At 69.0% G+C, this 23,054-nt stretch carries 18 protein-coding genes and 3 tRNA genes; 6 read left to right on the top strand and 15 right to left on the bottom strand.

Features of this window, described 5'->3' with window-relative positions:
- Positions 1 to 49: 49 nt before the first annotated feature.
- The 5 genes from Q5696_RS14515 to Q5696_RS14535 form a co-directional block, all read right to left on the bottom strand.
- A tRNA-Glu gene (locus Q5696_RS14515) sits at positions 50 to 122 on the bottom strand.
- Positions 123 to 144: 22 nt separating this feature from the next.
- Positions 145 to 220 (bottom strand) — tRNA-Glu (locus tag Q5696_RS14520).
- Positions 221 to 315: 95 nt separating this feature from the next.
- A tRNA-Gln gene (locus tag Q5696_RS14525) sits at positions 316 to 387 on the bottom strand.
- 192 nt (positions 388 to 579) lie between these two features.
- Positions 580 to 2,052, bottom strand: a complete 1,473-nt coding sequence (gene gltX, locus Q5696_RS14530) for a glutamate--tRNA ligase (protein ID WP_305092025.1) — start codon at positions 2,050 to 2,052, stop codon at positions 580 to 582.
- Positions 2,053 to 2,165: 113 nt separating this feature from the next.
- Entirely contained in the window at positions 2,166 to 2,939 is a 774-nt protein-coding gene (locus Q5696_RS14535; protein ID WP_305092026.1) for a fumarylacetoacetate hydrolase family protein, read from the bottom strand.
- Between the two features lie 168 nt (positions 2,940 to 3,107).
- On the opposite strand from Q5696_RS14535, the gene Q5696_RS14540 reads away from it, so the two are divergent.
- The gene (locus Q5696_RS14540) at positions 3,108 to 4,265 is read left to right on the top strand and encodes an MFS transporter (RefSeq protein WP_305095301.1); all 1,158 of its coding nucleotides are present in this window, start codon (positions 3,108 to 3,110) and stop codon (positions 4,263 to 4,265) included.
- Between the two features lie 73 nt (positions 4,266 to 4,338).
- On the opposite strand, the gene Q5696_RS14545 is transcribed toward Q5696_RS14540, so the two are convergent.
- From Q5696_RS14545 to Q5696_RS14565, 5 genes are all read right to left on the bottom strand, one after another.
- On the bottom strand, positions 4,339 to 5,352 hold the full coding sequence (locus tag Q5696_RS14545) for a 3-isopropylmalate dehydrogenase (protein WP_305092027.1): 1,014 nt from the start codon (positions 5,350 to 5,352) through the stop codon (positions 4,339 to 4,341).
- Between the two features lie 109 nt (positions 5,353 to 5,461).
- Positions 5,462 to 7,054 carry a phosphoglycerate dehydrogenase gene (gene serA / locus Q5696_RS14550; protein ID WP_305092028.1) on the bottom strand — a complete coding sequence of 531 codons (1,593 nt, stop codon included), beginning with the start codon at positions 7,052 to 7,054 and terminating at the stop codon, positions 5,462 to 5,464.
- A 227-nt stretch (positions 7,055 to 7,281) separates the two neighbouring features.
- Positions 7,282 to 8,295, bottom strand: a complete 1,014-nt coding sequence (gene ilvC / locus Q5696_RS14555; protein ID WP_514131056.1) for a ketol-acid reductoisomerase — start codon at positions 8,293 to 8,295, stop codon at positions 7,282 to 7,284.
- A gap of 64 nt (positions 8,296 to 8,359) precedes the next feature.
- A complete protein-coding gene (ilvN, locus tag Q5696_RS14560) occupies positions 8,360 to 8,863 on the bottom strand; it encodes an acetolactate synthase small subunit (protein WP_305092029.1) in 504 nt (167 codons plus the stop codon).
- Positions 8,860 to 10,800, bottom strand: a complete 1,941-nt coding sequence (locus Q5696_RS14565; protein WP_305092030.1) for an acetolactate synthase large subunit — start codon at positions 10,798 to 10,800, stop codon at positions 8,860 to 8,862. The genes ilvN and Q5696_RS14565 overlap by 4 nt, the downstream gene beginning before the upstream one ends.
- A gap of 269 nt (positions 10,801 to 11,069) precedes the next feature.
- On the opposite strand from Q5696_RS14565, the gene Q5696_RS14570 reads away from it, so the two are divergent.
- Complete coding sequence (locus Q5696_RS14570) at positions 11,070 to 11,567, top strand: PH domain-containing protein (protein WP_305095303.1); 498 nt, start codon at positions 11,070 to 11,072, stop codon at positions 11,565 to 11,567.
- An 83-nt stretch (positions 11,568 to 11,650) separates the two neighbouring features.
- Positions 11,651 to 13,492, top strand: a complete 1,842-nt coding sequence (ilvD, locus tag Q5696_RS14575; protein ID WP_305092031.1) for a dihydroxy-acid dehydratase — start codon at positions 11,651 to 11,653, stop codon at positions 13,490 to 13,492.
- 76 nt (positions 13,493 to 13,568) lie between these two features.
- Here ilvD and Q5696_RS14580 read toward each other — a convergent pair whose 3' ends face one another.
- A complete protein-coding gene (locus tag Q5696_RS14580; RefSeq protein ID WP_305092032.1) occupies positions 13,569 to 14,477 on the bottom strand; it encodes a DoxX family membrane protein in 909 nt (302 codons plus the stop codon).
- Between the two features lie 111 nt (positions 14,478 to 14,588).
- Here Q5696_RS14580 and Q5696_RS14585 point away from each other — a divergent pair, with 111 nt between their 5' ends.
- Positions 14,589 to 15,722 (top strand): PQQ-dependent sugar dehydrogenase, encoded by a 1,134-nt coding sequence (locus Q5696_RS14585; protein ID WP_370654796.1) that lies wholly within the window; start codon positions 14,589 to 14,591, stop codon positions 15,720 to 15,722.
- Here Q5696_RS14585 and Q5696_RS14590 read toward each other — a convergent pair.
- The 4 genes from Q5696_RS14590 to Q5696_RS14605 form a co-directional block, all read right to left on the bottom strand.
- Complete coding sequence (locus Q5696_RS14590; protein WP_305092033.1) at positions 15,682 to 16,878, bottom strand: cation:proton antiporter; 1,197 nt, start codon at positions 16,876 to 16,878, stop codon at positions 15,682 to 15,684. The two genes, Q5696_RS14585 and Q5696_RS14590, sit on opposite strands and share 41 nt — an antisense overlap.
- A gap of 23 nt (positions 16,879 to 16,901) precedes the next feature.
- Positions 16,902 to 18,413 carry an Asp-tRNA(Asn)/Glu-tRNA(Gln) amidotransferase subunit GatB gene (gene gatB, locus Q5696_RS14595; protein WP_305092034.1) on the bottom strand — a complete coding sequence of 504 codons (1,512 nt, stop codon included), beginning with the start codon at positions 18,411 to 18,413 and terminating at the stop codon, positions 16,902 to 16,904.
- A gap of 42 nt (positions 18,414 to 18,455) precedes the next feature.
- Positions 18,456 to 19,487, bottom strand: a complete 1,032-nt coding sequence (locus Q5696_RS14600) for an ATP-dependent 6-phosphofructokinase (protein WP_305092035.1) — start codon at positions 19,485 to 19,487, stop codon at positions 18,456 to 18,458.
- An 87-nt stretch (positions 19,488 to 19,574) separates the two neighbouring features.
- A complete protein-coding gene (locus Q5696_RS14605) occupies positions 19,575 to 20,237 on the bottom strand; it encodes a response regulator (RefSeq protein ID WP_305092036.1) in 663 nt (220 codons plus the stop codon).
- A gap of 168 nt (positions 20,238 to 20,405) precedes the next feature.
- Between Q5696_RS14605 and Q5696_RS14610 the strand changes: the two genes are divergently transcribed.
- Both Q5696_RS14610 and Q5696_RS14615 read left to right on the top strand, forming a co-directional pair.
- The gene (locus Q5696_RS14610; RefSeq protein ID WP_305092037.1) at positions 20,406 to 21,686 is read left to right on the top strand and encodes a hypothetical protein; all 1,281 of its coding nucleotides are present in this window, start codon (positions 20,406 to 20,408) and stop codon (positions 21,684 to 21,686) included.
- Positions 21,683 to 23,050, top strand: a complete 1,368-nt coding sequence (locus Q5696_RS14615; protein WP_305092038.1) for a lipase family protein — start codon at positions 21,683 to 21,685, stop codon at positions 23,048 to 23,050. The genes Q5696_RS14610 and Q5696_RS14615 overlap by 4 nt, the downstream gene beginning before the upstream one ends.
- The last annotated feature ends 4 nt before the right edge of the window (positions 23,051 to 23,054 follow it).

Here is a 23,054-nt window from a genome sequence, read left to right on the forward strand (position 1 = left end):
CACAGAGAAGAACACCCTCCGATTCGTGTGATCGGAGGGTGTTTCGTTGTAGCCCCGACGGGATTCGAACCCGCGCTACCGCCTTGAGAGGGCGGCGTCCTAGGCCGCTAGACGACGGGGCCAGAACCGTGTTCGATACGACGTTGGTAGCCCCGACGGGATTCGAACCCGCGCTACCGCCTTGAGAGGGCGGCGTCCTAGGCCGCTAGACGACGGGGCCGAGAACGTGCATCGAAACACGCTATGACTGCGTGACCACGCCGGGCCTCGACAGTATCTGTGCGATCCGGAAGGAATGCACCTTGCGGATCACTGCTGGGGTACCAGGACTCGAACCTAGAATGGCTGAACCAGAATCAGCTGTGTTGCCAATTACACCATACCCCAATGGTCTGTTTCGGCGGCCTGCCCTGCGGGCGTCTGGCCTCCGTTCCGAACCGAGAGAAACATTAGCATCAACCCCGTATCGAACTACAAATCGGCAGGTCAAAGGCGGTAAATCGACCCAAAACGACAGCCCCGGAACGACAGCGGCCCGCCCCGAGGACGGGACGGGCCGAGCGCTCTCGGTGCTCGCGATCAGGCGATCTGCGCCCGCGCCGACCGCAGCCGGGCCATCGTCGTGTCGCGGCCGAGCAGTTCCATCGACTCGTACAGCGGCGGGCTGATGTGCGATCCGGTCAGCGCCACCCGCACCGGCGCGAATGCCTTGCGCGGCTTGAGTTCGAGCTTCTCGATGAGGGCGGCCTTGAGGGCCTCCTCGAGCTCGGCCGTCGTCCACTGCTCCAGCGCGTCGAGGGCCTCGATCGTCGCGTCGAGCACCGGCGCCGCATCGGCACCGAGATTCTTGGCCGCCGCGGCCGGGTCGATCGCGAAATCGGCCTCGTCGACGAGGAGGAACTTCAGCAGGCCCCACGCGTCGGACAGCACCGTGATGCGGGTCTGCACCAGATCGGCCGCGACGTCGAACTGCTCGGGGGTGAGCGCGTCCACCGGATGCCCGTGCGTCGTCAGGTACGCGCGCAGCCGCGCCGAGAAGTCGGCCGGCTCGAGCAGACGGATGTGCTCGGCGTTGATCGCGTCGGCCTTCTTCTGGTCGAAACGTGCCGGATTCGAGTTGACCTTGGAGATGTCGAACGCGGCCACCATCTCGTCGAGGGAGAAGACGTCGCGGTCGTCGGCGATGCCCCAACCCAACAGCGCCAGGTAGTTGAGCAGGCCCTCGGGGATGAAGCCGCGGTCCCGGTGGATGAACAGGTTCGACTCGGGATCACGCTTGGACAGCTTCTTGTTGCCCTGTCCCATCACGAACGGCAGGTGCCCGAACTCCGGCGTGAACTCGGCGACCCCGATGCGCTGCAGCGCCTCGTACAGCGCGAGCTGACGCGGCGTCGAGGACAGCAGATCCTCGCCACGCAGCACATGCGTGATCCTCATCAGCGCGTCGTCGACGGGATTCACCAACGTGTACAGCGGAATCCCGTTGCCACGGGTGAGCGCGAAGTCCGGCACCGTACCGGCCTTGAACGTCGTCTCCCCGCGCACCAGATCGGTCCACGTGAGGTCGTGGTCCGGCATCCGCAACCGCACGACCGGCTTGCGCCCCTCGTCCAGGTACGCCTGGATCTGCTCCGGCGTCAGGTCCCGGTCGAAGTTGTCGTAGCCGAGCTTGGGGTCGCGTCCGGCCGCCTTGTGCCGGGCCTCGACCTCCTCGGGCGTCGAGAACGACTCGTACGCCTCTCCCGCCTCGAGCAGACGCCGCACCACGTCGAGGTGGAGATCACGGCGCTGCGACTGCCGGTACGGCTCGTACGGGCCGCCCACCTCCGGACCCTCGTCCCAGTTCAGCCCCAGCCAGCGCAACGCGTCCAGGATCGCCTGGTACGACTCCTCCGTGTCACGGGCGGCGTCGGTGTCCTCGATCCGGAACACGAGCGTGCCGCCGTGGTGACGGGCGAACGCCCAGTTGAACAGGGCGGTCCGGATGAGCCCGACGTGCGGGGTTCCGGTGGGTGACGGACAGAAACGGACGCGTACTTCGCTGGTGGTCATGGCTCACTTCGGAAACAACGCTGCCTGGACGCGTCAAGCCGTCGCCCGGCAGCGATCGGGTACGGAACGGACCCCTACAGGCTAGTCCCGCACCCGAGCGGAGCGGTACCGGATCAGCGCTTGGCGGCAACCGGATTGGTGAGTGTGCCGATACCCTCGACCGTCACGCTCACGGTCTGGCCGTCGACGATCGGGCCCACTCCCTCCGGCGTACCGGTGAGGATCACGTCACCCGGCAGCAGGGTCATGACGGCGGACACCCATTCGATCACCTTCGGGATGTCGTGCAGCAGAAGCGAAGTGCGACTGCGCTGCACGACCTCGCCGTCGACCTCCGTGCGCACCTCGACGTCGGACGCGTCCAGGTTCGTCTCGATCCACGGGCCGAGCGGGCAGAACGTGTCGTACCCCTTGCCGCGCGTCCACTGCCCGTCGTGCCGCTGCTGATCGCGGGCGGTGACGTCGTTGGCGGCGGTGTAGCCGAGGATGACCTCACGGGCCTTCGCCGCGGGCACGTCCTTGCAGGGGCGACCGATGACGACGGCGAGCTCGCCTTCGTAGTGCACCTCGTTCGACGACGGCGGCAGCACGATCGGCGCGCCCGGGCCGACGATCGACGTGTTGGGCTTGATGAAGATGACCGGGTCCTCGGGGGCCTCGCCACCCATTTCGGCCGCGTGCGCGGCGTAGTTCTTGCCGACGCAGATCACCTTGCTGGCGAGGATCGGGGCGAGCAGCCGGACGTCGGCGAGCGGCCAGCTCCGGCCCGTGAAAGTCGGTGTACCGAAGGGGTGTTCGGCGATCTCCTTCGCGGTCTGCGCATCCCCCTCTCCCTCGATGGACACGAAGGCAACTCCGTCGGGACTGGCAATTCGACCTAGGCGCATGCGCCGAGTCTAACGAGTGCCCGGACACGCCTCGGTGCACGCGTGGCGGCGCAGGGTCTACACTCCGACCTGTATTCACAATGTAGGAATTTCATTTCACATATTGAGATAGAGGTGAGTGGTGTGAACCTGGCGGACACGACGACCGGAACCGCACGCCGCTGGACGATGCTGGTGCTGGGCGTCCTCGCTCAGGCCGCTGGAGCGACGTTCTCGAATGCGCCCGCGTTCCTGCTTCCGGCACTCGAGACCGAGCACGGACTGGACCTGTCCCGTGCCGGACTGCTCGTCGCCGCACCCACCGTCGGGTTCCTCGTCAGCCTCATGGCGTGGGGCGCGATCGTCGACCGTATCGGGGAACGACGCGTCCTCGTCCTCGGCATGACGCTGACGGCGGCGGCGGCCGCCGGCGCCGCCGTGGCCGCCGCCGCGTCCTCGTTCCTCGCGACGGGCCTGATGCTGCTCGTGGGCGGAACGGCCGCGTCCAGCGCCAACGCCGCCAGTGGCCGGGTCGTCGTCGGCTGGTTCCCGCCGCACCGCCGCGGCCTCGCAATGGGGATCCGTCAGATGGCGCTGCCCCTCGGGGTGGCCTTCGGCGCACTGACGGTACCGAGAATCGCCGAAAACCACGGTGTCGGCTGGGCGTTGGCGATACCGGTCGCAGCCGCCGCCGTCGCCGCGATCGCGTGCCTGTTCGTCGTCGACCCGCCACGACCGGACCGGGCGGCGGCCGCACAGTCCGGCCTGCTGGACAATCCGTACCGGTCGTCGAGCGTGCTGTGGCGTATCCACGGCGTCTCGGTGCTGCTGGTGGTGCCGCAGTATCTGGTGTGGACGTTCGCACTGGTGTGGCTGATGTCGGACCGACACTGGTCCGCGGCCTCGGCGGGACTGCTCGTCACCGTCACCCAATTGCTCGGTGCGGCAGGACGGATCGCGGCCGGCGCGCTGTCCGACCGGGTCGGCAGCCGGATGCGTCCGCTGCGCTGGGTCGCGATCGCGGCGGCACTGTCCATGGGCGCCCTGGCCCTGACGGACGCGCTGGGCTCCTCCGCGTCCGTGGCACTGCTGGTGCTGGCGTCGGTGATCACGGTGGCGGACAACGGATTGGCGTTCACCGCCGTCGCCGAGATCGCCGGACCCTACTGGAGCGGCCGGGCGCTCGGCGCCCAGAACACCAGCCAGTACCTGGCGGCGTCACTGGTGCCACCGCTCTTCGGTGGGCTGATCGCGGCGGTGAGCTTTCCGGTCGCCTTCGCGGTGACCGCACTGTTCCCCCTCGTCGCCGTGCCCCTGGTCCCCGCCGACCGGCCCGAACGCCACTGACCCGTCGCCGATACGGCCGTGGCCGCCACCCGGGTTCCGGGTGGCGGCCACGTCTGTCGGACGTACGGAGCGGCTAGACGGCAGCCGCGATCCGGTCGCCGACCTCGGTCGTGACGATCGGGGCGTCGCCGCGCGACGCCAGGTCGGCCTCGACGGCACGCTCGATGCGGGCGGCGTCGTCCTCCCGGCCGAGGTGACGCAGCAGCATCGCGGCCGACAGGATCGCCGCCGTCGGGTCGGCGATACCCTGGCCGGCGATGTCCGGTGCCGAACCGTGGACCGGCTCGAACATCGACGGATTGGTGCCCGACGCGTCGATGTTGCCCGACGCCGCCAGCCCGATACCGCCGGTGACCGCGCCCGCGAGGTCGGTGATGATGTCACCGAACAGGTTGTCGGTGACGATCACATCGAAGCGGGCGGGATCGGTGACCATGTAGATGGTGGCCGCGTCGATGTGGCAGTACGCCGTCTCGACCTCGGGGTACTCGGCACCGACGGTCTCCATCGCGCGGGTCCAGATGCGGCCGGCGTTGGAGAGCACATTGGTCTTGTGGATCAGCGTGAGGTGCTTCCGCCGCTTCTGCGCCAGCTCGTACGCGGCGCGGACGACACGCTCGGCACCGAACCACGTGTTGACCGACACCTCGGTCGCCACCTCGTGCGGGGTGCCGATGCGGATCGAACCACCGTTGCCGGTGTACGGGCCCTCGGTGCCCTCGCGGACCACGACGAAGTCGATGTCCGGGTTCGCGGCCAGCGGCGAGCTCGACTGCGGGTAGGTGCGCGCCGGGCGCAGGTTCACGTGATGGTCGAGCAGGAAGCGCATGTTCAGCAGCAGGCCGCGCTCGAGGATGCCCGGCGCCACGTATCGGGGATCGCCGATCGCGCCGAGGAGGATCGCGTCGTGCTGCCGGATCTGCTCGAGCTCGGCGTCCGGCAGCAGGTCACCGGTCTCGTTGTAGCGCTTGGCACCGAGGTCGAACTCGGTGGTCTCGACATCGGGAACCAGCTTCCGCAGGACCTTCAACGCTTCCGCGGTGACCTCGACACCGATGCCGTCACCGGGGATGACCGCAAGCTTCATGAACACACTCTCTTCCTCGTGGACCGGCCGCGAACACGGAACCGGTGAATTCGACTGTGGCCGCGACCGTTTCGCAACAGTCGCGGCCACCATCGTCAGAAGGGGACGATCAGGACAGGTCGACCTGCGCGACGCGCGCGTCGAGCTGCGAGGTGATCTGCTCGACCTCGGCGTCACCGACGACACGGTCGACACGCAGGATGACGGTGGCGCCCTCGCCCTCGGCGTCCTGGCTCAGCGCTGCGGCCTGGATGTCGATGCCGGCGCCGCCGAGCACGGTGCCCAGGACACCCAGGACACCCGGACGATCCGTGTAGTGGACGACGATGTTGTGGCCCTCGGCGCGCAGGTCGAAGCTGCGGCCGTTGACGGCGACGATCTTCTCGACCTGCTGCAGGCCGGTCAGCGCGCCCGCGACGGTGGTGACGGTGCCGTCCGCGGCCACCGCCCGCACCTCGACTGCGCTGCGGTGCGTCTGGGCCTCGCTGTGCTTCTCGACCTCGACGGTGACGCCGCGCTGCTCGGCGAGCTGCGGGGCGTTGACGAACGTGACGGCCTCGTCGCTGCTCGCGGAGAACAGGCCGCGCAGTGCGGCCAGGCCGAGGATGTCGACGTTCTCGGCGGACAGCTCACCGCTCGCGATCACCTGGACGTTCTGGACGGCCTCGAGCGACAGGGTGCCGGCGAGCAGACCCAGCTTGCGGACCAGCTCGAGCCACGGGGCGACCTCTTCGCCGACCGGGCCGCCGGAGACGTTGACGGCGTCCGGCACGAACTCGCCGGCCAGCGCCAGCAGGACGGACTTGGCGACATCGGTGCCGGCGCGGTCCTGCGCCTCGGAGGTGGAGGCACCCAGGTGCGGGGTGACGACGACGTTGTCGAGGTCGAACAGCTTGGAGTCGGTGCACGGCTCGGTGTTGAACACGTCGAGGCCGGCGGCGCGGACCTTACCGTTCACCAGCGCGTCGTACAGCGCGTCCTCGTCGATGAGGCCACCGCGGGCGGCGTTGACGATGATGACGCCGTCCTTCGCCTTGGCCAGGCGCTCCGCGTTGATCAGGCCCGCGGTCTCCTTGGTCTTGGGCAGGTGCACGGAGATGAAGTCGGCGCGCTCGACCAGCTCGTCGATGTCGACCAGCTCGATACCCAGCTGCGCGGCGCGGGCCGCGGGCAGGTAGGGGTCGTACGCGATGATGTCGGTCTCGAACGCGGCGAGACGCTGCGCGAACAGCTGGCCGATACGGCCCAGGCCGACGACACCGACGGTCTTGCCGAGGATCTCGGTGCCGTTGAAGCTCGAACGCTTCCAGGTCTTCTCCCGCAGGGTGCGGTCCGCGGCCGGGATCTGGCGGGCGGTCGACAGCAGCAGCGACACGGCGTGCTCGGCGGCCGAGTGGATGTTCGAGGTCGGCGCGTTGACGACCATGACGCCGCGCTCGGTGGCGGCCGGGATGTCGACGTTGTCGAGGCCGACACCGGCGCGGCCGACGATCTTCAGCTTCGTGGCGGCGGCGAGCACCTCGGCGTCGACCGTGGTGGCCGAACGGACCAGCAGGGCGTCTGCCTCCGGGACGGCCGCGAGCAGCGCGGGACGGTCCGGGCCGTCGACCCAGCGCACCTCGACACCGTCTCCGAGCGCATCGACGGTCGATTGTGCGAGCTTGTCGGCGATCAGGACGACGGGACGGCCATTCTGGCTCACGAGCGAACTCCCTGTGTTGAGGTGGCGGCTTGGATAGTGCAGTGTCAGCTTAGTGGGCGGCGGTCACGGATTCCGCAGGGCGGGTGCGCCTTACCAGATAGTGGACACCTCCCGCACCGAAATCGGAGATTCGTACCACTCTTTTGCCGCCGGAAAGGCCTTCGGCCCGAGCGGTACTCGCGTACCACCCGGGCCGAAGGAGTCGGACCGTCAGATCCGGGACAGGATCAGGCCGTCTCGGTGATCGGACGATCGACCCAGCTCATCAGGTCGCGCAGCTTCTTGCCGGTGACCTCGATCGGGTGCTCGGCGTTCTCCTTGCGGAGAGCCTCGAGCTCCTTGTTGCCGTTCTCGACGTTGGCGACCAGGCGGCGGGTGAACTCACCGGACTGGATGTCGGCCAGGATCGCCTTCATGCGCTCCTTGGTGCCGGCGTCGATGACACGCGGACCGCTCAGGTAGCCACCGAACTCGGCGGTGTCGGACACCGAGTAGTTCATGCGGGCGATGCCACCCTCGTACATGAGGTCGACGATGAGCTTGAGCTCGTGCAGCACCTCGAAGTACGCCATCTCGGGCGCGTAGCCGGCCTCGACCATGACCTCGAAGCCGGTCTTGACCAGTTCCTCGGTGCCGCCGCACAGCACGGCCTGCTCACCGAAGAGGTCCGTCTCGGTCTCTTCCTTGAAGGTGGTCTTGATGACGCCGGCGCGGGTGCCGCCGATGCCCTTCGCGTAGGACAGCGCCAGGGCCTGGCCCTCACCCTTCGGGTCCTGGTGGACGGCGATCAGGGCCGGAACGCCCTTGCCGTCGACGAACTGACGACGCACCAGGTGGCCGGGGCCCTTCGGGGCGACCATGCCGACGGTGACGTTCTCCGGGGCCTTGATCAGGTCGAAGTGGATGTTGAGGCCGTGGCCGAAGAACAGCGCGTCGCCGTCCTTCAGGTTCGGCTCGATGTCGTTGCTGAAGATCGACGCCTGCGCGGTGTCGGGAGCCAGCAGCATGATGACGTCTGCCCACTCGGAGACCTCGGCCGGCGTGCCGACCGTCAGGCCCTGCTCCTCCGCCTTCGCGCGGGACTTCGAACCCTCCTTGAGGCCGATGCGCACATCGACACCGGAATCGCGCAGGCTCAGCGAGTGCGCGTGGCCCTGGCTGCCGTAGCCGATGACCGCGACCTTGCGGCCCTGGATGATCGACAGGTCTGCATCGTCGTCGTAGAACATCTCGACTGCCACAGTTCTTACCTTCCCTCTGGGTTCAATGAACGCTTGATTGTCTGTTGTCGCCGGTGCGACGGTTCTAGCGGGTTGCCGTGATGGACTTCGGCCCACGGCCGACCGCCACCACACCGGACTGCACGATCTCCCGGATACCGAACGGATCGAGCATGCGCAGCAGCGCGTCGAGCTTCGACCGGGTACCGGTCGCCTCGATCGTGAGCGACTCCGGTGACACGTCGATCACCTTGGCACGGAACAGGTTCACGGTCTCGATCACCTGCGAGCGCACACTCGCATCCGCGCGCACCTTGACCAGGATCAGTTCACGGGCGACGGACGCCTCGGTGTCCTGCTCCACGATCTTGATGACGTTGACGAGCTTGTTGAGCTGCTTGGTCACCTGCTCGAGCGGGAACTCCTCGACCGTCACGACGATCGTCATCCGCGAGATGTCCGGAACCTCGGTGCCGCCCACGGCGAGCGACTCGATGTTGAAGCCGCGGCGGGAGAACAGGGCCGCGACTCGGGCCAGCACGCCCGGCTTGTCCTCGACGAGAACACTGAGGGTGTGACTGGTGCTCACTGGCGTTCCTCTCCGGTTTCGGTGTCGGACTCGACCTGGTTGCGTTCGGTCGCTTCCGCGATGACGTCGTGGATGACGGCGGGGTCGTCGGCAGCCTCGTCCTCGTCGAACAGCGGACGGATGCCGCGGGCCGCCATGATCTCGTCGTTGCCGGTACCGGCCGCGACCATCGGCCACACCTGGGCGTCCTTGCCGACGATGAAGTCGATGACGACGGGCTTGTCGTTGATCGACTGCGCGGTGCGGATCGCGTCCTCGACGTCCTCCTCGCGCTCGACCCGGATACCGACACAGCCGAGGGCCTCGGCGAGCTTGACGAAGTCGGGGATGCGCACGGTGCCGTGCGTGCCGAGGTTCGTGTTCGAGTAGCGCTGGTCGTAGAACAGGGTCTGCCACTGACGGACCATGCCCAGGTTGCCGTTGTTGACGAGCGCGACCTTGATCGGCACACCCTCGACGGCGCACGTCGCGAGTTCCTGATTGGTCATCTGGAAGCAGCCGTCACCGTCGATCGCCCACACCTCACGGTCGGGCATGCCCATCTTGGCGCCCATCGCGGCCGGCACGGCGTAACCCATCGTGCCCAGACCGCCGGAGTTCAGCCACGTGCGGGGCTTCTCGTAGTTCACGAACTGGGCGGCCCACATCTGGTGCTGGCCGACGCCCGCGCAGTAGATCGCGTCCGGACCGGCGAGCCGGCCGACGGCCTGGATCACGAACTGCGGCGACAGCGTGCCGTCCGCGGGACGGTCGTACGACAGCGGGTAGGTGCCGCGGATGTCGTCGAGGTACGCCCACCACGCCGTGAGATCGAACGACGTGCCCGTCGCCATGTCGGCCCGGATCGCCTCGATCAGTTCGGCGATGACCTCCTTGCAGTCACCGACGATCGGCACGTCCGCGTGCCGGTTCTTGCCGATCTCCGCGGGGTCGATGTCGGCGTGGACGATCTTCGCATCGGGCGCGAACGAGTCGAGCCGGCCGGTGACGCGGTCGTCGAACCGGGCACCGAGCGTGATCAGCAGATCACTCTTCTGCAGCGCAGCGACGGCCGCGACCGTGCCGTGCATGCCCGGCATGCCGCAGTTGAGCTGGTGGCTGTCGGGGAAAGCGCCGCGGGCCATGAGCGTCGTGACGACGGGGATGCCGGTCAGCTCGGCCAGTTCGAGCAGCTCGGCGGACGCGTCGGCCTTGATGACACCGCCACCGACGTACAGGACCGGGGCCTTGGCTTCGGCGATGAGCCGGGCCGCCTCACGGACCTGCTTGCCGTGCGGCTTGGTGACCGGACGGTAGCCGGGCAGGTGCATCTCCGGCGGCCACGAGAACGTGGTCTGCGCCTGCAGGATGTCCTTGGGAATGTCGACGAGCACGGCACCGGGGCGGCCACTGGACGCGAGGTAGAACGCCTCGGCCAGGATGCGCGGGATGTCGAGACCGTCGGTGATGAGGAAGTTGTGCTTCGTGATCGGCATCGTGATGCCGGAGATGTCGGCTTCCTGGAAGGCGTCGGTGCCGATCAGCCCACGGCCGACCTGACCCGTGATCGCCACGACCGGAACGGAATCCATCTGGGCGTCGGCGAGCGGCGTGACCAGGTTGGTGGCGCCGGGACCGGACGTGGCCATGCACACGCCGACCTTGCCGGTCGCCTGCGCGTAGCCGGTCGCGGCGTGACCCGCGCCCTGCTCGTGCCGGACCAGGACGTGCCGGACCCGCCGCGAATCGAACAGCGGGTCGTACACCGGAAGGATCGCACCGCCCGGAATACCGAAGACGGTGTCGACCTCGAGCTCCTCGAGCGCGCGGACCACGGACTGCGCGCCGGTGACCCGCTCGGGGGCGAGCTGACGTCGATTGGTCGATGCGGCGGCAGTCGGGCCTGCTGTTCCCGACTTGCGCGGCGACGGCTGAGGCCGTGCGGTTGGTGCGCTCACTGGAAAAACCTCTTGATTCTGGCTCCGGGCAACAAAAAACCCTCGTCAGCATCAGCTGTACGAGGGTGGCGCGTCGTTATCTGGCGAGTTGCAGCAACCGGCTCAGGCGACGACGCGCCGGCCGAGTACGAGCAACTCATTCTGCTTCACGCGCTCGACGGTAGGCGCGCGATTCGTAGACAGTCAACTTTGGTGAGTGCGCTGTCCCAGAATGTGAGATGTATCGGCTGCAATGAGAAGATGGTGAGGTGTCCACTCCGCAGCAGCCCGTGCCACCGCAGCCATCATCCCACATCCCCGACGAAGACCGACAGGTCATCCGGATTTCGCCGCTCGCCCTGATCGCGTGCATCTTTCTGCTGTTCTGTATCAGCTTCCCGGTCCTGGGGTGGCCCGCCGCGTTCAGCTGGATGCTGCTGATCCCGTTCCTCGTCGGTGCCTGGGTCCTGCGGGTTCGCACCACCGTGACCCCGAACGGCCTGGAGCTGCGGCACGCCTTCTCCTCGACATCCATATCGTGGGATCAGATCAAGGGGTTCCGCTTCCCGAAGCGTGGCTGGGCCCGCGCCGACCTCCTCGACGGCACCGAGGTGTCCCTGCCCACCGTCACGTTCGGACGGCTCCCACAACTCGCCGCGGCCAGCGGTGGCCGCGTCACCGACCCGTACGCCGCAGCCCGCGAGGCCACCCGCCGCAAAGCCCGCGAAGAGGACGCCACGGCCGCAGCGAAGACCGAAACTACCGACCAGGAGTCGGATACCGACTGACCGGCGCGCGAGAGTAGCGTCCCACCAGGACGTCCCCGCTCCCCGGAGATGACGAGATCCGCTGATCGACGAAGGAAACGCCCATGCCCCCGCTCAGGTCACGCACCACCACCGTCGGACGCAACGCCGCCGGCGCCCGCTCGCTGTGGCGCGCCACCGGTATGACCGACTCCGACTTCGGTAAGCCGATCGTCGCGATCGCGAACTCCTACACGCAGTTCGTCCCCGGACACGTCCACCTCAAGAACGTCGGCGAGATCGTCGCCGAGGCCGTCCGCGCCGCCGGCGGCGTGCCCCGCGAGTTCCACACCATCGCCGTCGACGACGGCATCGCGATGGGCCACGGCGGCATGCTGTACTCCCTGCCCAGCCGCGAGATCATCGCCGACTCCGTCGAATACATGGCCAACGCGCACACCGCCGACGCCCTCGTCTGCATCTCCAACTGCGACAAGATCACCCCCGGCATGCTCAATGCCGCGATGCGCCTGAACATCCCGACCGTGTTCGTCTCGGGCGGCCCGATGGAGGCCGGCAAGGCCGTCGTCGTCGGCGGCGTCGCCCAGGCCCCCACCGACCTCATCACCGCGATCTCCGCATCCGCCAACGATGCGGTGTCCGAGGAAGGCCTCGACGAGGTCGAGCGCAGCGCCTGCCCCACGTGCGGCTCCTGCTCCGGCATGTTCACCGCCAACTCGATGAACTGCCTCACCGAGGCGCTCGGCCTGGCCCTGCCCGGCAACGGTTCGACGCTGGCCACGCACGAGGCACGCCGCGCCCTGTTCACCCGCGCCGGCACCACCGTCGTCGAGGCCGCGCTGCGCTACTACCGCGACGAGGACGAGTCCGTGCTGCCGCGGAACATCGCCACCCCCAAGGCCTTCCGCAACGCGATGGCACTGGACGTCGCGATGGGCGGCTCCACCAACACCGTCCTGCACACGCTCGCCGCGGCGCAGGAGGGCGAGGTCGACTTCGATCTGTCCACCATCGACGAGATCAGCCGTCGGGTGCCGTGCCTGTCCAAGGTCTCCCCCAACTCGGACTACCACATGGAGGACGTGCACCGCGCCGGTGGCATCCCTGCACTGCTGGGTGAGCTGCGCCGCGCCGGCCTGCTGGAAACCGACGTCTCCACCGTCCACACGAAAAGCTTCGACGAGTGGCTCGACACGTGGGACATCCGCTCCGGCAAGGCGTCCGACGAGGCGATCGAGCTCTTTCATGCGGCACCGGGCGGCGTCCGCACCACCGAGCCGTTCTCGACGAACAACCGCTGGTCGTCCCTGGACACCGACGCCGAGGGCGGCTGCATTCGCGACCTCGAGCACGCCTACACCGTCGAGGGCGGCCTGTGCGTGCTGCGCGGCAACATCGCCGTCGACGGCGCGATCCTCAAGACCGCCGGCATCGACGAGGAACTGTTCTCCTTCCAGGGCCCGGCGGTCGTCGTCGAGTCACAGGAGGCGGCCGTCTCGGTGATCCTGCAGAAGCAGATCAAGCCGGGCGACGTCATCGTGGTTCGCTACGAGGGCCCCAAGGGCGGCCCGGGCATGCAGGAGATGCTGCACCCCACGGCGTTCCTCAAGGGCGCCGGCCTGGGCAAGGAGTGCGCGCTCATCACCGACGGCCGCTTCTCCGGTGGCACGTCGGGCCTGTCCATCGGCCACATCTCCCCCGAGGCCGCGTCGGGCGGTGTGATCGGCCTCGTCGAGGACGGCGACCAGATCCGCATCGACGTCGCGACCCGCACGCTCGAGGTCCTCGTCGACGACGAGACCCTCGCCGCGCGCCGCGCCAAGATGGAAGCCTCCGAGCGTCCGTGGCAGCCGGTCGACCGTCAGCGCACCGTCACCACCGCGCTGCGCGCCTACGCCGCCCTGGCCACCTCGGCCGACAAGGGCGCCGTGCGCTACGTGCCGTAGGCACTTCTCTCGACAGCTGAAGGGACCCTTTGTGCGCTCCGAGCGCACAAAGGGTCCCTTCGACTCATGGGGGGCGTCAGATCACCGGATTGGCACCGTTGAGGACGAACCACACGGCCAGTCCGGCGGCGATACCGGCGAGCAGGATCAGTACCGATCCGGCACGGGGTCGAGTGGCCCAGCTCCGGCGTCCGTCGAGGGCGATGCGGCCGGGGCCGGTGAGGGCGATCGCGGCGGCACCGGCAGCGAGAACCGTCTCGTATTCGATGCCGTCGGGGGCGAAGTATTCGAGGCCGGGTACCGCCGACTGCTTCAGGCACCACGCGTTGATCATCACGGCGAGGACGGCGGCCGCCGCGACGGGGGTGATCAGCCCGAGAATCAGCAGCAGCCCGCCGGCGACCTCCCCGACACCGCCGGCCACTGCCAGGATGCGGGCCTGGTCGAATCCGGCGGCCGCGAGATCGTCGCGGTAGCCGAGGAGCCCGGGCCCGTTCCACCATCCGGTGAGTTTCTGCAGGCCGTGTGCCAGCAGAGTGCCACCGACCGCGAGCCGCAGGATCAGCAGGCCGACGTCGAGGGTTCCGCGACCCACCTCCGCGGCGGGTGCGGCCGGAGGCACGACGACGGGTGCCGCGGTGGTCGGCGTGAACTGTTCCGGCGGCACGGGTGCCGCGGCCCGGATCGGCTCGGTCGCGGACGCCTGTTCGGCGAACGCCTCCGTCGCCGGTTCGGTGCGGTCGATCACTGCGGTCGGCAGATCGTCCCCGGCCGGCTGGGGTGCCGGGATCGGACTCGCGGCGGGCCGGTATGTGGGGATCTGTTCGGTGGGCAGGCCGTCGAGGGCACCGAAGTCGAGGTCCTCGTCGGTGTGGGCCAGCGGCCGCCCCGCCGGATTCGACACGACGGGGAAACGTCCGGTCGGCTGGTCGTACGGGCTGGGCGCGGATCCCGTGCCCGGGGTGTCACTCGGCTTGTCCGTCACGTCCTGCAGCCTAGGGCTGTTCGTCCGAGTCGCCCGGGAGCGCGGTCCGGCGTGCCGGTCACAGCCACCGCGCGACACTCACCGATCGTCCTTTGCGTAACGTCGTGAACCATGACGACGGGAGAACCGCGCCGGACCCTGGGACGTGTCGCGATGATCGGAGCGATCGCGGCCCTGACCCTCACCGGTTGCGCCCGCTTCGACGATGCCGCGTCGTCGCCGTTCACCCCCGAACCGACGTTCGATCCGGGTGCCGAGGTGCAGCCGGAGTCCCCGGCCGCACCGTCGTCGGCGGCGGAACCGACGATCCCCGACGACCCGTGTTTCGACCCCGATCCGAACGTGGTCGCAACGTGCCTCGACACCACCTCCGGGTTGGTGCTCCTGCCCGGCGGCTCGGCGCTCGTCGCCGAACGGCGGACCGGACGCATCCTGCGGGTGGCGCCGCAGCAGCAGCCGGCCGAGATCGCACGGATCCCGGTGGACGGCGCCACGGACGGCGGACTGCTCGACATCGCCCTGTCCCCCACGTTCGACGAGGACCATCTGATCTACGCGTACGTGACGACGCCGTCGGACAATCGGGTGGTGCGGATCGCACCGGGCGACATCCCGAAGGATGTGCTCACCGGCATTCCGCGTGGCGCGGGCGGCAACGCGGGCGCGCTCGCGTTCGCGACACCGAACGAACTGATGGTGCTCACCGGGGACGCCGGCGATCCGGCGGCGGCCACCGATCCCGGCTCGCTCGCCGGGAAACTGTTGAAGGTGACGTCCCTGACGTCGAATCCGAATCCGCCCCGGCCCGCAGTGGTGCTGTCCGGGATCGGGACGGCCGGCGACGTGTGCATCGACCCGCGCGGTGCGATCTGGGTGACGGACCGCACCGCCGTCGAGGACCGGTTGCAGCGGGTCCGCGCCGACGGCACGGTGGGTGCGCCGGCCTGGACGTGGCCCGACAAGCCCGGTGTCGCGGGCTGCGCGGCGGGGCCGGGGGCGGTCGCGGTCGCATTGACCGACGGGCAGGCGATGGCGCTGCTCGAGATCGAACGGGACACGGGCACGGTGACGTCGGCGCCGGCACTGCTCGCGGAGAACGCCTACGGTCGGCTCGGCGCCGCCGCCATCGACGCGGACGGCCGGATCTGGTCGGCGACGGTGAACAAGGCGGGCGGGCAACCGGTTCCGACGGACGACCGCGTCGTCAAGCTGCCGATGTCGTCCGGGGGCGGCGGTCCCGACTGACGATCGCGTTCGCGAGCAGCGGCAGCACCAGGACGGTGATCGCCCCGGCAGCGACGAGGATCGACGCGGTGGCGTTCGACATCTGGCCGGCGTCGACGGCCACCCCGGTGACGGCGACGATGAGTGGCAGCCCGGTGGTGGCGTACAACGCCACCTGTACCTGCCCGCCGGTGTCGAGGCCGGAGGCCCGGTCGGTGCGGGACGCCACGAACACCGGCAGTCCGCGCACCACGACGAGCAGGGCGAGGAACGCCAGCAGGACCAGCGGTTCCCCGACCACCGCGGACACCTCGATCGCCATGCCGGACGTGACGAAGAAGATCGGGACCAGCAGCCCGAACGCGAGGCCGTCGAGTTTGTGTTCGAGTTGCTCGTCACCGTCCGGGACGGTGCGCCGCAGGATGAATCCGGCGGCGAACGCGCCGAGGATGATGTCGAGGTCGAACACCGCGGCCACCGCGATGAGGGCGACGAGGAGCAACATCACCAGCCGAACCGACGTCTGGCCGGTGGTGTCCGAGCCGCGTCGCACGACGGCGAGCAGTGCGGTGCCCTCTCGCAGGATCCGGGTCGGTAGCACCGCGACAACGGCGGCGACCACCGCGAACACCGCGAGGACGACGAGGGACGCGACGGCCCCACGCGCCCCGAGGAGGATCGCCATGGCGACGACCGGGCCGATCTCGCCGACCGCACCGTGGTTGAGGACCGCCCGGCCGACCGGGGTGCCGATCAGCTTGCGGTCCTTGAGGATCGGGAGCAGCGTGCCCAGCGCGGTGGAGGTGAGCGCGATCGCGACGGCGATCTCCGAATGCACCAGTCCTGCCGCCGCCAGGGCACCGACGACGGCGAACGCCAGTGCCAGGCACGCCAGCCATGTCACCAGGGCCCGGCGTCCGCCGCGGCCGGTCAGTTCGTCGCGGTCGATCTCGTAGCCGGCGAGCAGGAACAGCATGCCGAGCCCGAGTTCACGCAGCATCCCGATCTCGGAATCGACCTGTGCGAGATCGAGGGCGTACGGGCCGATCACGATACCGGCCACCAGCAGCAGTACGACTTCGGGAATCGGCTTGTGCCGCAACGATCCCGCGATCAGGGGCGCGATCGCTGCGGCAGCGACGATCCAGAACAGTGACGTGGCTACTGCAGCGCTCATGCGGCGCTACAGTAGCCGGAACATCAGCTGCACGCAGCGAGCACGAGCTCCTTGACGCGCGCCGGATCGGCCTGGCCGCGAGTGGCCTTCATGACGTCGCCGACGATCTTGCCGGCCGCCGCGACCTTGCCGCTGCGGATCTTGTCGGCGATGTCGGGGTTGGCGGCCAGGGCCTCGTCGACGGCGGCCTGCAGCTTGCTGTCGTCGCGCACCACCACGAGCTCCGGGTGGGCCTCGAGGATCTGCTCGGGGTCGCCCTCGCCGTCGAGGACCCGGTCGACCACCTGGCGGGCCACCTTGTTGTTCAGCTTGCCGCTGTCGATCAGCGCGATCACCTGCGCGACCTGCGCGGGCGAGATGGGCAGCTCGCCCAGCTCGACGCCGCGCGTGTTGGCCTGCTGCGCGAGGTACGACACCCACCACGAGCGGGCGGCGTCGGCAGAGGCGCCCGCCTCGGTGGTGGCGATGACGAGATCGAGCGCGCCGGCGTTGACGAGGTCGCGCATCACCTCGTCGGAGACACCCCACTCCTTCTGGATGCGGGCGCGGCGCAGCCACGGCAGCTCGGGCAGGGTGCCGCGCAGTTCCTCGACCCAGGCGGCGTCGGGGGCGACGGGCTCGAGGTCGGGCTCCGGGAAGTAGCGGTAGTCCTCGGCGGTCTCCTTGCGGCGGCCCGCGGACGTGGTGCCGTCGGCCTCCTGGAAGTGCCGGGTCTCCTGAATCACCTCACCGCCGGAGACGAGAACCGCGGCCTGACGGCGCATCTCGTAGCGGACGGCGGTCTCGACGCTCTTGAGCGAGTTGACGTTCTTGGTCTCGGTGCGGGTGCCGAACACGTCGGCGCCGATCGGCATGAGCGAGACGTTGGCGTCGCAGCGCAGCGACCCCTGGTCCATGCGGACGTCGGACACGTCGAGGGCCTTGAGGAGATCGCGCAGCGCGGCGACGTAGGCGCGGGCCACCTCGGGGGCACGCTCACCGGCGCCGGTGATGGGCTTGGTGACGATCTCGACGAGCGGCACACCGGCCCGGTTGTAGTCGAGCAGCGAGTGGCTCGCGCCGTGGATCCGGCCGGTCGCGCCGCCGACGTGCAGCGACTTTCCGGTGTCCTCCTCCATGTGGGCGCGCTCGATGTCGACGCGCCACGTGCTGCCGTCGTCGAGGACGACGTCGAGGTAGCCCTCGGTGGCGATGGGCTCGTCGTACTGCGAGATCTGGTAGTTCTTCGGCTGGTCCGGGTAGAAGTAGTTCTTCCGCGCGAACCGGCCCCACGGGGTGATCGAGCAGTTCAGTGCGAGACCGATCCGGATTGCGGACTCGACAGCGGCCTGGTTGACGACCGGCAGCGCACCGGGCATACCGAGGCAGACGGGGCACACCTGCGTGTTGGGTTCGGCACCGAATGCCGTGGGGCACGGGCAGAACATCTTGGTCGCGGTGTGCAACTCGACGTGCACTTCCATGCCCAGTACGGGCTCGAACTTCGCGAGAACGGCGTCATAGTCGAGAAGGTCAGCGGACACGGCGGCAGTCATGTCCACGAGTTTAGACGGCCCGGGTCGGACGGTTGCGGAGCGTCAGCCGAAGATGATCCGCATCTCCCGGTAGCGCTCGGCGGGCACGAACTTGTGGTCGGCGAGGGCCTCGTCGAATCCGACGCGGGCGATGTCGGTGCCGTGCAGCGCCACCATGTGCCCCCACTGTTCGTCGGCGACGAGGTCGGTGACGGCCATGCCCAGCCGGGTGGCGAGTACCCGGTCGAACGCGGTGGGAACACCGCCGCGTTGGACGTATCCGAGGATCGTCGCGCGGGTCTCGATGCCGGTGTGTTCCTCGATGAGCGGTGCCAGCACGTCGGCGATGCCCCCGAGCCGGGGGCGGTCGAAGCCGTCCCGCCCCTTCGTCGAGTACACCTCGCCCATGCCGGGCAGGGTGAAGCCCTCGGCCACGACGACCATCGGGGATCGTCCGCGGTCGTGCACGCTGGTGACCCATGCGCAGATCTGTTCGAGGCTCTCCGGGTGTTCGGGGATGAGGATCGCGTGTGCGCCGCCCGCGGTGCCCGAGTGCAGCGCGATCCAGCCGGCGTGCCGGCCCATCACCTCGAGCACCATGCACCGGCGGTGCGAGTTGCCGGTGGTCCGCAACCGGTCGATCGCGACGGTCGCGATCTCGACGGCGGTGTCGAATCCGAACGTGTAGTCGGTGCGGCTGAGGTCGTTGTCGATCGTCTTGGGGACGCCGACGATCCGGATGCCGTCCTCGTAGAGGCGTTTCGACGCGGCCGCCGTCCCCTCCCCGCCGATCGCGACGACGGCGTCGACGCCGAGCCGGTCGAGGGTGGCCCGAATGTTCTCCGCGCCCCCGTTCGGGCCCTGGTAGGGGCCGATCCGGCTCGTGCCGAGGATCGTGCCGCCCTCGTGGGACAGGCCCCGGACCCGGCTGCGGTCCAACGGGATCGCGTCGCCGTCGACCAGCCCGCGCCAGCCGTCGAGGAAACCCACGAACTCCTGGCCGTGGACCTCGGTGCCCTTGAGGACGGCCCCGCGGATCACCGCGTTGAGGCCGGGACAGTCGCCACCGCTGGTGAGGATGCCGATCCGGGTCATGCTGCACAACCTTCCGTCGACGGACTGGGGCGCACCTGCCATCCTGCCCGCCCCGACGGTCGCCGGCACGCCGATCGTGTGGCCGGGTCAGCCCGGGACGACGAGCCCCGACTCGTAGGCGAGGACCACGGCCTGTGCCCGGTCCCGCAGTTCCAGCTTCGCGAGCACCTTCCCCACATGCGTCTTGACGGTCTGTTCGGCGACGAACAGGCGCTGCGCGATCTCGGTGTTCGACAGACCGGCCGCGATCAGTTCGAGAACCTCCCGTTCCCGCGGGGTGAGCGTGTCGAGCCGTGGATGCCGCGGACGCGGCGTCGACCGGCGCCGGGTGGCGTCCTCGATCAGCCGGCGGGTCACGCTCGGCGCGAGCAGCGCGTCACCGGCGGCGACGACCCGGACCGCGCGGACGAGTTCCTCGGCGGGGGCGTCCTTGAGCATGAAGCCACTCGCCCCGATCCCGAGCGCCTCGTACACGTACTCGTCGATGTCGAACGTGGTGAGCATCAGGACCCGGACCGGAGGATCCGTCGGCGCCGCCAGGATCGCCCGGGCCGCGTCGAGGCCGTTCAGTTCCGGCATCCGCACGTCCATGAGGACGACGTCGGGGCGCAGCCGTGCGACCTCGGCGACCGCGACCCGGCCGTCGGGAGCGTCACCGACGACACTGATGTCGGGTTGCGCGGACAACAGTGCCCCGAACCCCTGCCGCACCATCGCCTGGTCGTCCGCGATGAAGACCGTGATCGCCACCGTCACAGAGTAAGCGCCGGGCACGACGAATCGCCGAACACGACGAATCGGTGAGATCCGGACCACTTTCCGTCAATTCGGGAAACGTCAATCTTCCCGTCCCCCATGCTGTACCGAACAGTACGTCTCGCCCGGTCACACCCCGGGGCATTCGCTGGAAGTGGACGGATGACAACTGCACGCACACCCCTGCCGGACTCGAAGCTCGCCCGAGCGGCCGTCGGTGTCCTCGCCGCCACGGCCGTCGCACTGGGCGGAACCACGTGGACGGCGGCGGCCACCCCCACCGGCGATGTCGACCGGTACCTGAACCTTCCGCTGGTGAACCGGGACGCCGCGCAGGGCCCGGGCGGTGTCAACCCGATCCTGCCCACCGACGGTGCCGCGCTGACCGCCCTGCTGCACGACGCCCGCAGCAGCGGCGCCGCCCCCAGCACCTATCGGGCACTGGTCTACCAGTACTGGCTGGTCCAGGCGACCGAGGCCGCCGGCATCGACCTCGCGGGCTGGGATCCGCGCGCCGGGGTGGAGGCCAACCGGGACAACCTGATCAAGTCGTACCGCTTCTACGAGGACCTGCAGCTGTCGCACCGCGAACTGCAGTGGGCCGGGATGGGCGGCATGGTGGGCGCCGACTTCGGCGGCGGCCTGATCGACTTCGAACTGCTGACCGACGGGTTCGACATCCCCGCGGTACAGCAGTCGGCGCGCGCGATCGTGCAGGCGGCGACCGACGTCGCGGGACCGGACCTCGTCGCGTCGCTCCCGGAGGGCCTGCGTGCCCTCGCAGACGCCGGCACCGTGATCACCGGGGACGACCTGCACTACATCCTCGGCATGATCATGGTGATGCAGAAGAACATCTTCTCGGACCTGATGCCGATGCACCGCGCCTATGTCACCGAGGGGATTCCGGCACTCGAGGAGATGCACGCCGCCGGACTGTTCGGCGACGACATCATGGACGCGTGGCGGGACGTCGCCTCGAAGGATCCCGATCGCATCGCCCGCGGCAACGCGGCACTGCTGCAGCGTGAGCAGGGGGTGATCATCCGCGACCAGTGGGACACCGTCCGCGACTACAAGGGCTCGGTCGGCGCCGCGATCACCTATCTGTCCACCGTCGCCGGATCGCCGTCGGTCGCCGGAGTGGTCCCGCCGCGGTCGTTCCACCCGATCGAGATCGGCACGACGCTGCCGGACGGCCGGACCGCGACCCTGACGACGCCGCTGCCGGACTGGAACTGGTCCGTGTACGACGAGCGCTGGGACTACATCACCACCCAGCTGCTGCCCAAGTACAAGAACATGGTCGAGAACCACTGGCCGCAACTCGAGGCGGAACTGCGGACACCGTACGAGACACAACTCGAAACCCACCGGCCCCTGCTCAACATTCCGCAGATGCTGCAGTCGGCGGCCACGAACACGGCGGTGACGGTGTCATGAGGATTCGGGGAGGACGTTCCGTCCGCGCACTGACCGGGGTGACAGCGGTCGCATCGGCGCTCGTGACGCCCACGGTCGCATCGGCGGCACCGGCACCGATCGTGAGCGACCAGTCGGTGGTGCGGACGGCCGGCCTGGACGAGGTGTTCGGCACATACGTCGTGAGCACGCTGACATCGGGCCGGCTCGCGACACAGGCCGAGATGGACGCCGGGATGCGCACCGACGAGCCGTTCTACGACGCACCGGCGCTCACCGGTACCGAGAAGCCGGGCACGCTGCTGAAGGTGCAGCCCGTCGAGGTCCTGTTCTCCGGAGTGAAACCGGGCAAGCTCGACGCCTACCGGATCATGTTCGTCACCACCGGGATCGACGGCGTCACCCCCGAGATCAGCACCGGCATCGTCCTCGTCCCCGACGACGGCACCCCGGCCGACCAGCGGAGACTGATCAGCTACCAGGAGGCCAACGACAGCGTCGGCGGCTACTGCCATCCGAGCACGCAGTGGACCGGCGGCGACCCGATGGACGGCGCGTCCTGGTCGGCACTGGGACCGCTGGCCCTGATGTTCGGCAAGGGGTACGCGGTCGTCATCTCCGACGTCGGCAACAACGGTGACCTGTCCCCGCACGGTGTGTTCGCGGGCCGGTACGCCGGCCACACCCAACTCGACGCGATCCGGGCGGCGACGGCCGTCGACGAGATCGGGCTCCGCAAGGACGTGCCGGTGGGGCTGTTCGGGATCGCCGGCGGCGGTGTCGGTGCCGCGTTCGCGGCCGAATCGCACGCCGAGTACGCACCCGAACTGAACATCACCGCGACGGTGCTCGAGGGGATGGTCGTCGACCAGCGCACGTTCATGCGCACGGCCGACGGCTCCGTCGGCTCGGGGTTCGCGTTCGCGGCACTGCTCGGTCTCGAACCGAAGTACCCGGAGATGCGGATCGACGAGAAACTCACCCCGGTCGGGAAGAAGGTGGCCGACTGGTATCGCACACAGTGCCAGACACCCGCCTACTTCACGGCGCCGTTCGTGCCGTTGCGGACGCTCTTCACGAGCGGGCAGAGTCCGGCCGACATCCCCGAGTTCCAGCACGTGTACGACGACAATCTGCTCGGCGACAGGGCACCGCGGTCGAAGGTGCTCATCGCGTCGTGCGAGAAGGACGACTCCCCGATGTCGCTGGTACCGGCGCAGGACGCCCGGGACCTCGCCGCCCGCTACCGGGCCGGCGGCACCGACGTCACGTACGCCCCGAGCGACTGCAGCATGGGCCGGTTCTTCGCCGACCCGTACGGGTGGGGCACCGACCTGTTCGGGATGCAGACGATCGACTGGCTCTCCGGCAACGTCACCGGCTGAGCCG

The organism is Prescottella sp. R16 (assembly GCF_030656875.1).
Taxonomy (GTDB): Bacteria; Actinomycetota; Actinomycetes; order Mycobacteriales; family Mycobacteriaceae; genus Prescottella.